Raw genomic sequence first — 10,405 nt, 5'->3', positions numbered from 1 at the left:
AAACAAATCATGGCAGAAAACGGCATACCCGCCTATTTAATCAACACCGCAGGCGGCGGTGAAAGCAAACCCGTTAAACAATGTTCCGCCGCCTTGCCGCGTCCGGAATTGAAAGAATGCTTAGCCCCGAACCGGCGCGTGGAAATCACCGCCGAAACGGAATAAAATGTTGAAACAAAATAAAATAAAGACAGCAAAGATTGTTTAACAACCGAAACAAAACCTCAAAAGGGAGATGTGCATCATGAAAGCGAAAGCACACTTAGCCGCCGTACTGTTGGCAGCATTGCCGATGTGGGTTTATGCCGCAGACTACCGCGTGCAGATAACCGACAATGATTTTGTGCGTCAGGGAGAGAACAGCAGCATCAAAGCCGAGAAGCATGATTTTGTTCCCGGAGACGAAATCAGCGCATTCGTTACCATAAGCCATTTTGATGAAGACGACTTCCCGCACCGTCTGGAAGCGAAATGGTATCGCTGCGGCAGACTGATACACAGCCAAACCAAGGATCTGGAAAATATAGACACCCACGTTTGGCAACGCAGCCACCACGCCTGGTTTTGGATCGGCGCGGCGGCCCGGCTGGCGGGCAGCGGACAAGTAGAAATCTTTGCCGACGGTGAAAAAGTCGGGGAAGGCAGCTATAACGTGCGCAATCAAAACAGAAAAACGGTTGAATGCACCCGCGCAGAACCCGCCGCAGCTGAACCCGCACCCGCAGCAGCACCCGCAACGCAAATTGTTGCACCCGCGCCCATTGCCGCTGTTCCTGTTGTTGCACCCGTTCCTGTTGCAGCCATAACAACCGCCCCCACGCGAACCTTAACCGCCGCCGAAGCCGTATCGCAATTTAAAGGACATCGGCATATCCACATACTCATGGGCGGCACCTTATTCCGATTTAACGGCAGCCAAAGCCACCAAATGTACCGCAACGGCGTACAGGAAATAGCGTGGTTAGCACAATCGGTACGGCAAGAATACGAGCGCATCAACGGCGTATTGGTAACCGGCTATGCCGATTACATCGGCAGCCGCAGCTACAACCAGAGCTTATCTCAGGCACGAGCAGAAACGGTGAAACGGCTGCTGGTGGCAAACGGCATTGAAGCGTCCCTGATCAAAACACAAGGACGCGGTGAAGACAATCCGGTGAAATTATGCCCGCCGAGCCTATACGGCGAAGCCCTGCGCGAATGCTTAGCCCCGAACCGCCGAGTGGAAGTTGAAGTTTACGGTGAAACCCAAGATGATTTGGAAAGCGAGACAACCGAAGCCACATTGTCTGCGGAATAAAGCACTGTGTATCGGCAGCAAAATAAACGGCAACAGCCCGTAATCTTTGTTGCAATGTTAAAAAGTAGCTTGGCTGTATAAACAAACAGGCTGCCTGAGTGGTTTCAGGCAGCCTGTTTTACAGCTGTAAACTTTATCTTTTACCACGCATAGCGATAATTCACGTTTATGCCCACGTCTTGTTTCAGATAATGCCCTTTACCATAAGTTGTTTTCAGGGTTAAATTGTGCTGTTTGCCAATATCGGTGCTGATACCTGCTTCGTATAAGCCGCTGCTGCCTGTGCCGCTGATGCGCAACCGCTCATTGTTGTTGTTTAATACAACATCGCCCCAGTTGCTTCTATTCAACCGCCAGTACGCGCCGATAAAAGGGCTGATGCCAATACCGCCTACATTATAGCTACCTTGTGCTTGTATGCCGATTTGGGTCTGCATGAAATTGTGGGCAGGTGTTTCAGCGTTGCCTGATAAACGCCCTGCCAGCACGCCTGCCTGCGGGGTGAGTGACCAATGGGTTGAAACGGGCAAGGTTTTGCCGCCGTTCAATGCCACGCTGTGGGCATGCCAGCGTGATTCGGCAATTTTAGGCGCGGCAGCGGTTAAACGGCTGTAGCGATAAGTGGCATCGGCAAACCAACCATTGTCGTGTTGCCAGCCGCCGTAAATACCGGCAGTAACGGCTTTGACACTGCCATTGCCGTAGTCGCCGCCGAATTCAACGCTGCTTTGGCTTCTACCGATAAACGCACCCAAATAGCTTGTTTGTGCGTTGTTGTGGAAAACTCGGTCATAGCCCAGTTGCTGGCTGTTGCCGTGTTGTTTAAAGCCGCTGGCAGGCAAACCCGCTTCGGCGTAGCCGTTGCGCTGCTGCCATTTGCCGTAATCGCTGTTCAACCACAAGCCATGGTCGCGCTGTTGCTGGCGCAAACTTTGCAAACGCGCTTGCGTGGGTTGCTGTGTTTGGTATAACTGCTGAAATGCGGCTTGGCGAATACCGATTAGGGAATTAGCGCGGGTGCTGATTTCGGGTGCAGTAGGTGGGGTGGGACCTGAGGGCGGTTCAGGGGTATCGGGTTTGCCCGGTGTTACCGGCGGCACCGGCGGCTCAGGTTTATCAGGCGCGGCGGTTGCGCTCAATATCCAATCATTGCCCTCTTGGTTTAGATAATAATGGTATTTACCCAAGTCCACGTATTTATCGAGGAGTTGAAAACTGCCGTCACCGCCTTGGCTGGCTACCAAGATTAATTTGCCGTTGGCATCGGTTGGCGTATTTTTACTGTCGGCTACCTGAATTTGGTGCGCTCCGCCCACAACACCGTTTACCACCAGTTTATCGCCTTTGAGGTTGGCAATATCGGTGTTCATTTTAAATAAGCCGTTGCTGCCGCTTAAATTGCCGTTAATGGTGAGGGTGTGAAAACCGCCGGCTTTATCGAATTCCACCGTGGCTGTGTTGAGGCTTAAGCTATCCAGCTCGCTGTTGGCGTTAAATTTCCATAAACTGTTATTCGATAAAGTTAAATTAACTTGCGGTGCGGGTGTTAAATCAAAGGTAATATTGCCTTCTAAACGTGAGTTATCGGCGTTTAGGTTTAAAAATTGGGATTTTGCATCTTGGGCGGGTAATAAATCACCTGCATCAGTAAACCGTTTATCATTAACAATAACCAAATTGTTGGCGATAATCAGATTGCTGTTTTTGAGATTAACGGTATTTGCCCCTCTGGAATAAGGGTCGCTTCGTAAATAAATACCTTCTCCTGATTTAATCGTGGAGTCGGTAATATTGACTGTGCCGTCTTCCATAAGCATGGCGTAAGAAGAGCTGTCAGTAAAATTCAAACTGCTTTTATTAAAATCAATTTTCCCTCCTTCAAATACATTAAAACCAATGAGCGTTTTTCCTTTGCCGATAATTTCGACATTATCAAAGGAAGCTCGTGCGGTTAAGCCTCTGCCACTGGAATCACCCACAAGCGCAACTATTGCTTGTTCTGTATTTTCAGTTAAGGTAATTTTATGATTTTTAGCAGTTAAAACGCCGGGCTGTACATTAAATGCTTTAACACCAGGCGCATCAAGATAAATATCGGCTTGGTTATTCACTTCTCCTTGAGTTATGTCAACAGCAGAACCGCCCTCAATATTGGCAGCTTGCCCTGTCATCGTGATTTTTGCACCTTTTTCCAATACAACATTGCCGAAAAGTGCTTGAACAGCATTGATTTCATAATATTCGTTGTACGGCGCATACGAATCATCGGCCAAATAAGTGGTATCAACAACAATATTTGCTCCGCTTTTAATGGTCATTTCTGCCGGTTGTGTCCCGTTGGGACTGCCGCGTACAACCATTACACCCCGTGATTGTATGCCTCCGCTTCCTCCTGAAGAAGCAAATTCATCAGCCAGCTCAGTTGGGCTTAGTTTTTTGTTTTGATAATCACCTGCTTTGACAAGCATATTGTCGCCGCTCAAAGCAGTACACCCCGTTGGTGCAGAGCATTCTACATTCGCCGCCAGTGAGTAAGGCGTAAACGCGGTTAGCAATGCCAATGCCAGCGGATTGAGTTTTTTTGATAAAAGAGCCATGGTTTTTCCTTCCAAATCCGATTTCTACCGTACAGCGTCTGATTGTTTTAAGTTGTTATATTATATTTCGATATTATAAATTATGAAAGAAATTATAAATAAAATTACTTGACTGCAAATTCAGGCAAGCTACGCGGTGAAAAAAACAAACAACCGCCAAAAGTATATTGCTGTTTACTTTTGGCGGTTGTTTGTGCAATGTTTTCAGGCAGCCAAGACACTTACTCAATATCTCTGTTCCAATTCCCGTAAACGCTGTTCACTTTGTGTTACTGCATTTTCTAAACCTTGAATGCGTTCCAGATATTTACTGTAGTTGCGCTCATTGCCGTAGCGCACTTGCTTGCCCGCTTCTAAGGCTTGACGTGCTGCGTTTAGTTGGCTGCGGGCGTTTTCGATGTCGTTTGCATAACCCGCTGCTTTTCTTGAGTTTGCTGTATATGCTTCTGCTTGCTCCGCTTCTGCACTGTTGCTGATATTTTCTGTATCAACAACGGGGGCAATGGTGGAAAATCCGCTGCCTAATCGGCTAATCTTGCAATTTTTGCCGCCTTGCTCGGTATAAAATACTCTGCCCGAAGCCTCTTTGCATTCATAAACATCGGCTTGCGCCGCCGCACAAGCAAAACAGGCAGTGATAAATACCGACAAGCGGCGGTAATCAGTGAAATTCATATTTTCTCCTCCAGTAAAATGAATACTTTAATCAATATCGGTTTTTCAAGCGATATAAGAGCCGAATTTGGGAATAAGAGTACGCATTTCACATCATTTTTTATCAGAAATACAGTCTCCAGCCTTTAGGCTGACGTGTTTCCGCCCTGAAAGACAGAAATTTAAGACCGATAAGGAAGAATGTAAAATTGGTTTTTTATTCGCTTTGAATAAGTCGATTTTCTATGATCGCACGCATCGGTAAGGATTTACGGAAACGGAAGCACAAAAAGGCGAGCAGAGCTCACCTTTTTATTTCGCTTAAAGTCAAGGCAGTAACAGCTCAAGGCTGTGACAGCTTATTTTTTGCCTTTAACCGGTGGTGCGGCAACCGCATCTTTCAATACTTTACCGGCACGAAATTTCGGGCTTTTTGAGGCTTTGATTTTCAGAGACTCACCTGTTTTCGGGTTGCGGCCATCACGTGCAGCGCGTTCGCCCACGTAGAAAGTACCAAAACCAATCAAAGTGACGGTATCACCTTTTTTTAAAGCGTTGCCGACCGCACTAATCATGCCGTCCAGTGCTTTGCCTGCCGCTGCTTTAGATAATTCAGCTTCTTGGGCAATTGCTTCAATCAATTCAGATTTGTTCACGGAGAAGTCTCCTTTGTTTAATGTTTAACCCCCGCCTGTTCCACCATGGAATCAGACCGCATACCAACTTTTTAAAACAATATTTTTTTGAAAAATAATGCTTGGCTTTATAACAAGCAACAATCCTCGGTGTCAAGCAAAGAATGGCGGCTTCAGACAATATGACGATATTGGTCAAACTTTTCTGCCAATACACAACATCATTCAGTGCTTGATTGTCTTTTTGCTTGACTTTGCGCCTGTTTCCTTTACCGGCGCATCAGGTTCGCTGTTTTGCCAAGGTGTGGGCTGATATTCTAAACCAAACTGCAACACTTCATCTATCCATTGCACCGGATGAATGGTTAATGCTTGTTTGACATTATCCGGAATTTCTTCCAAATCTTTAACATTATTTTTTGGAATCAGCACATGTTTGATGCCTCCGCGCAAAGCTGCCAGCAGCTTTTCTTTTAAGCCGCCAATCGCCAGCACTTCACCACGCAGGGTAATCTCTCCTGTCATCGCCACATCGGCGCGAACCGGTATTTGAGTAAAAGCAGAAACCAATGCCAAAGTGATGGCAATGCCCGCGCTAGGGCCGTCTTTTGGTGTTGCCCCTTCAGGGACGTGCACGTGAATATCGTTTTTTTCGTAAAAATCCGGTTCAATGCCCAAACTTTCAGCACGCGTACGCACCACACTCCACGCGGCAGACATGGATTCTTGCATAACATCACCCAGCTTGCCTGTGCGAATAATGTTGCCTTTACCGCGGAATCGGCTGGCTTCAATGGTGAGCAATTCGCCGCCCACTTCTGTCCATGCCAAGCCGGTTACTTGTCCGATGCGGTTTTCGCTTTCTGCCACACCGTAGTCGAAACGGCGCACGCCCAAAAAGTCATGGAGATTGTCTATGTTTACTACCATAGTATCTTTTTTGCGGCTGCCTGATTTTTTGGCATTTTTTTCGTCTTTAACCGCTTGCGCCATCACCACTTTTCGGCAAATTTTGGCAATTTCACGATCAAGGGAGCGCACGCCGGCTTCACGGGTGTAGTAACGAATAATGCCGCGCACAGCACTTTCTTCGATGTCAATTTCACCTGCCAATACGCCATTTTGTTTGATTTGCTTGGGAATCAAATACTGTATGGCGATACTGACTTTTTCGTCTTCTGTGTAGCCTGACAGACGAATGATTTCCATGCGATCCATCAATGCAGGCGGAATATTGAAACTATTGGAAGTTGCAATAAACATCACGTCGGATAAATCAAATTCCACTTCAGCGTAATGGTCGCTGAAAGAATGATTTTGCTCAGGATCCAAAACTTCCAATAAGGCACTGGCGGGATCACCGCGGAAATCGCTGCCGAGTTTATCAATTTCATCGAGTAAAAACAGCGGATTTTTAACGCCGATTTTTGCCATATTCTGTAAAATTTTACCCGGCATTGAACCGATATAAGTACGCCGATGTCCGCGAATTTCGCTTTCATCATGCACGCCGCCCAATGCCATACGCACATATTTACGCCCGGTGGCTTTGGCAATGGATTCACCTAAAGAGGTTTTACCGACACCCGGAGGACCAACCAAGCATAGAATGGGTCCTTTGAGTTTATTCATGCGTTTTTGTACGGCTAAATATTCCAAAATACGTTCTTTTACTTTTTCTAAGCCATAATGATCGGCATTCAATACCAAATCGGCTTTCACAATGTCTTTATTGACTTTGGTTTTCTTTTTCCACGGCAATTCCACCAGTGTTTCAATGTAGTTGCGCACAACAGTGGATTCTGATGACATCGGCGGCATCATCCGCAGTTTTCTTAATTCAGACAAAGCCTTGTCTTTTGCTTCTTGACTCATGCCAACGGTATTGATTTGCTTTTCCAGTGCCTCAATTTCATCATCGTCTTCGCCCAATTCTTTTTGAATGGCTTTGACTTGTTCGTTCAAATAATATTCACGCTGTGTTTTTTCCATTTGCCGCTTCACGCGTCCGCGAATGCGTTTTTCAACCTGTAAAATATCCAGCTCATTTTCCAAGAGCTGTAACAGGTGTTCCATGCGGCGGGTAACGTCTGCCAATTCCAAAATTTCCTGGCGTTGCTCCAGCTTCAATTGCAAATGTGCCGCCACGGTATCCACCAAGCGGCCATTATCATCAATGGCATGGATACTTGTCATAACTTCCGGCGGAATTTTTTTGGTTATTTTTACCAGTTGGTCAAATTGCCCCAGCAGGGTTCGGCGCAAGGCTTCATGATCATCCGGATTGCTGATTTCATCTTCTAAAACTTTAACGTAAGCCACCATGTATTCATTACCGGTATTCAGGCGTCTGACAACGGCTCGTTTTTTTCCTTCCACCAATACTTTTACTGTGCCGTCAGGCAATTCCAATACCTGCAATACTTTGGCAATGGTGCCGATTGGATATAAATCATCGAATGATTTCGGGTCTTCCGTGGTGCTGTCGGTTTGTGCCATTAAGAATACCGGCTGCTCGTGTTCCATAGCGCCGTTAAGCGCTGCAATGGATTGCTTTCGCCCGACAAATAAGGGCAACACCATGTTGGGAAATACCACCACATCGCGCAGAGGCAATACCGGCAATGCGTTGGGGTGTTTTTCGTAAACAGATTGAGTCATGCAAGCCTCAGTAGATGTGAAAATATAATATTGCCATATTGCGCTGAATCGGCGGTTTTCAAGTAAACCGTCCATACAATATAAAAGTTCCCGCTTGATGACTGATCGGCGGGAATCTTTATTATTTAATCTGCCGTTTTTTACTCACAGCGAAAATGAAAAATGATGTGCACTGATTCTGAAACCGTGGCGGAAATACAAGCTGTGTGCACCGCAGCGGTCTGCTTCAACGAAAGAATCTGCGTGAATACTTTTGCAGGATTCGGCCTTGGCGATGGTTTTAACGTATTCCAGCAAGGTATCCGCATAACCCCTGCGTGTGGCTTCACCTGTGGTAATCAAATCATTGATGTGCAAAAATTTTCCTGATGCAAATTTGGTGTTGATGCGAAAACCGCACACTGCCACGGCGTTTTGTTTGCCTGCCGCAAAAACACCGATTAGGCGATAACCTTCTTGACGCTGCACCGTAACCAATTCTTGAAACAAATTCAAATCTCTGATTTGCGGGCGCAGGCTTTGCAGTGCGGCAAAAGCCTGTGCGTTGTTTTCAGGCATGATTTCACGAATACTGACAATTTCTTCCGGTGTTTCGGCTGCCTGAACGGTTTCACTTTCACTGTCAGCGGCTTTGCTTATTGTCTGATTGGTTTCGCTTGCGATTATTGCTGCGGCTTCGGCAGGTTCGCCGCTGTTATGTTTCTCAGTTAAGCCGTCTAAAACACGTAAATCATTGTCATGTGCGAAATCCATGAGAAAGCGAAACATGGATTCATTGATTTTTTCCAGTTTGCGGTCAATCACCACACAGCGGATACCGTCCACCAATTTTGGGTGTACCCATTGATGATAAGACAGACGATGCCCTTGATTGAATGAAGATAAAATGCCGCATAAACGCTCAGACCAATCACTGGGGCGAAATGTCTTGCCATTGCCGGTTAAGCCCTGAATCACAATTTCATCTATTGCTTTGTTTTCTTTTTCAGCAAACATAACTATTTCTCTGTTTTTTATTGATGCAGCTTTGGTTTGTTGAGATAAACATCAACGCAAGTAATTTAAACGCAGGTAATTTTTAATTATACTTGAATTCATTATTGCTGCGCCAACCCGCGCATCAATACTTAAAACCCAATAAATAAAAATAGCCGAAGTCTGTATCAACAAACTTCGGCTAACAGGGTATTTCTTTATTTAAGAAATTTTTACTGACCAGCTTTTAATTGCTGGAATAAGCGAACCGACAATTTCACGGCATCAGGTCCTTGCGGCAAAATCACGAAACTTTTTGCCAATACTTCTTGCGGCGGGAAAATGGACGGGTCTTCGGAGTAGGTTTTATCCATTAAAGCGCGTGCGGGTTGGCTGGCGGGTGCATAAGTAACGAAGTCCCCATTTTTAGCTGCCACTTTCGGATCTAGGGTGTTGTTAATGTATTTGTGTGCATTGGCAACATTTTGCGCGTCTTTCGGAATCACAAATGAATCAACCCACACACCCACGCCTTCTTTCGGCACCAACACTTCCAACTTAACTTTATCACCTGCTTCTTTAGCGCGGTTTTTGGCAATATTCAAGTCCCCGCCATAACCAACCGCAACGCATAAATCACCGCGTGCCATGTCATCAATATAACCTGATGAACTGAAACGTTTAATGTCGCCGCGCACGGTTTTCAGCAAATCAGCGGCAGCTTTAATGTCGTCAGGATTGCTGCTGTTGGCATCTTTACCCATGTAGTGAAGCACGATGGGGAAGAGTTCCGATGGGCTGTCGAACACAGAAATGCCGCAGGATTTTAATTTTTGGGTGTATTTCGGATTCAACACCAAATCCCATTGATTTTCCGGCATTGGCAGGTTACCCAAGGCTTTTGTTACTGCCTCTGCATTGATGCCGATGGTATTGATTCCCCAGAAATAAGGCACGGCATATTGATTGCCCGGATCAACTTTGTCCATGAGCTTCAGTAATTCGGGGTCAATATTGCTGTAGAACGAAATTTGGCTTTTATCAATGGGCTGGTAAGCACCTGCCTGAATTTGACGGCCAACATTGGAAATGGACGGCGCAACCAAATCATAACCGGATTTACCCGTTAAAACCTTGGCTTCCAATGTTTCATTACTGTCATAATAATCATAACGTACTTTAACATTGTTTTCTTTTTCAAACGCGCTGACGGTTTCCGGATCCACATAGTCCGACCAGTTGTAGATATTTAATTCACCGGTAACCGCAGGTGCAGAAGCAAGTGTTTCGGCGGAAGCCGTTGCGGCATCGTTTTTTTGAGCAGGCGTGGTGGTGTTTCCGCCGCAAGCACTTAAAAATAAGGCAGTTAATGCTGAAAACAACAGTGTTTTTTTCATGTATTTTTCCTTTATAAGGACAAAGCAGCTCTAGGACAAAGCAACGGTATTTAACCGCCGGCTCAAAAAATGACTGGTCAGCAAACAAAATTTCACACAAGCCAATCAATCGTCTAATTAAACTGTGAAACCGCATTTGATGCAAGAAAATTTTAATGAGAAACAACAATGCTCAATTATGTTATT

Annotated in this window: 7 protein-coding genes; 1 reads left to right on the top strand and 6 read right to left on the bottom strand. The window is 45.8% G+C overall.

Translation table 11 applies throughout. The features are described from left to right. The first annotated feature begins 244 nt into the window (after nucleotides 1–244). On the top strand, nucleotides 245–1,300 hold the full coding sequence (locus tag Q384_RS12545) for an OmpA family protein (protein ID WP_051940319.1): 1,056 nt from the start codon (nucleotides 245–247) through the stop codon (nucleotides 1,298–1,300). Between the two features lie 140 nt (nucleotides 1,301–1,440). Here the strand turns inward: Q384_RS12545 and Q384_RS02530 are convergent, their stop codons facing one another. The 6 genes from Q384_RS02530 to Q384_RS02505 form a co-directional block, all read right to left on the bottom strand. Continuing rightward, nucleotides 1,441–3,897 carry an autotransporter outer membrane beta-barrel domain-containing protein gene (locus Q384_RS02530; protein ID WP_037585774.1) on the bottom strand — a complete coding sequence of 819 codons (2,457 nt, stop codon included), beginning with the start codon at nucleotides 3,895–3,897 and terminating at the stop codon, nucleotides 1,441–1,443. A gap of 225 nt (nucleotides 3,898–4,122) precedes the next feature. After that, the gene (locus Q384_RS02525; protein WP_037585773.1) at nucleotides 4,123–4,572 is read right to left on the bottom strand and encodes a DUF4124 domain-containing protein; all 450 of its coding nucleotides are present in this window, start codon (nucleotides 4,570–4,572) and stop codon (nucleotides 4,123–4,125) included. Between the two features lie 338 nt (nucleotides 4,573–4,910). Beyond that, entirely contained in the window at nucleotides 4,911–5,207 is a 297-nt protein-coding gene (locus Q384_RS02520; RefSeq protein WP_037585772.1) for an HU family DNA-binding protein, read from the bottom strand. A 204-nt stretch (nucleotides 5,208–5,411) separates the two neighbouring features. Beyond that, nucleotides 5,412–7,847: an endopeptidase La gene (gene lon / locus Q384_RS02515; protein ID WP_037585784.1), complete on the bottom strand. Its 2,436-nt coding sequence runs from the start codon at nucleotides 7,845–7,847 to the stop codon at nucleotides 5,412–5,414. Nucleotides 7,848–7,991: 144 nt separating this feature from the next. Then, nucleotides 7,992–8,843 (bottom strand): GNAT family N-acetyltransferase, encoded by an 852-nt coding sequence (locus Q384_RS02510; RefSeq protein ID WP_037585771.1) that lies wholly within the window; start codon nucleotides 8,841–8,843, stop codon nucleotides 7,992–7,994. Between the two features lie 212 nt (nucleotides 8,844–9,055). Next, nucleotides 9,056–10,219, bottom strand: coding sequence for a polyamine ABC transporter substrate-binding protein (locus tag Q384_RS02505; protein ID WP_037585770.1), 1,164 nt, complete (start codon nucleotides 10,217–10,219; stop codon nucleotides 9,056–9,058). Between the last annotated feature and the right edge of the window lie 186 nt (nucleotides 10,220–10,405).

The sequence above is a fragment of the Stenoxybacter acetivorans DSM 19021 genome (genome assembly GCF_000745895.1).
In the GTDB taxonomy this organism is placed as follows: Bacteria; Pseudomonadota; Gammaproteobacteria; order Burkholderiales; family Neisseriaceae; genus Stenoxybacter; species Stenoxybacter acetivorans.
The sequence above is the reverse complement of the archived record's forward strand: the minus strand, read 5'-3'. Positions and strand labels throughout refer to the sequence as shown.

What these genes read in the sequence shown, in the direction of transcription:
- Q384_RS02525 (WP_037585773.1), bottom strand. Translation starts at nt 4,572, where the DNA reads ATGAATTTCACTGATTACCGCCGCTTGTCGGTATTTATCACTGCCTGT.
- Q384_RS02505 (WP_037585770.1), bottom strand. Translation starts at nt 10,219, where the DNA reads ATGAAAAAAACACTGTTGTTTTCAGCATTAACTGCCTTATTTTTAAGT.
- Q384_RS02530 (WP_037585774.1), bottom strand. Translation starts at nt 3,897, where the DNA reads ATGGCTCTTTTATCAAAAAAACTCAATCCGCTGGCATTGGCATTGCTA.
- Q384_RS02510 (WP_037585771.1), bottom strand. Translation starts at nt 8,843, where the DNA reads ATGTTTGCTGAAAAAGAAAACAAAGCAATAGATGAAATTGTGATTCAG.
- Q384_RS12545 (WP_051940319.1), top strand. Translation starts at nt 245, where the DNA reads ATGAAAGCGAAAGCACACTTAGCCGCCGTACTGTTGGCAGCATTGCCG.
- lon (WP_037585784.1), bottom strand. Translation starts at nt 7,847, where the DNA reads ATGACTCAATCTGTTTACGAAAAACACCCCAACGCATTGCCGGTATTG.